The sequence below is a fragment of the Microbacterium sp. NPDC055599 genome, assembly GCF_053618975.1.
Map to the genome: position 1 here is coordinate 425 of NZ_JBSHIM010000036.1, position 430 is coordinate 854.

Annotated in this window: 1 protein-coding gene; it reads left to right on the top strand. The window is 31.4% G+C overall.

All coding sequences use genetic code 11. The annotated features are described in order from the left end of the window. Nucleotides 1-195: 195 nt before the first annotated feature. On the top strand, nt 196-430 hold a 235-nt coding region (locus tag ACWGQ1_RS18415), incomplete at its 3' end, for a hypothetical protein (RefSeq protein ID WP_452313526.1).

Genomic DNA, 430 nt, shown 5'->3' on the forward strand with positions numbered 1-430 from the left:
CTATTCCCGTATGGTTACCTATCTCTAGATTAGTTGATATGACTGTCTTTGAACGCAAAAAAAGTTGCTTTTTCATACCTAGTATAGTAGAGTTTATGGTGACCAAACCAAAACTTTACATGAAAGGAGAAAAAGCAACTTTTTTGTTATAAAAACTTTGTATACAACTTAGTTGTTTTTACAGTGATTTAATATATGGAAAAGTATACTGAGAAAAAACGGAGAAATCAAGTATTTCAGAAATTTATTGAACGGCATGTCAAAGAAGGACAAATGGATTTGATAAGGGAGTGCAATACATTCTTGAGTTTTGTGGCAGATAAAACATTAGAGAAACAGAAATTGCATAAATCTAATTTATGTAAAAATCGATTTTGTCCTGTATGTGCATGGCGAAAAGCGAGAAAAGATGCGTTAGGTTTATCATTGA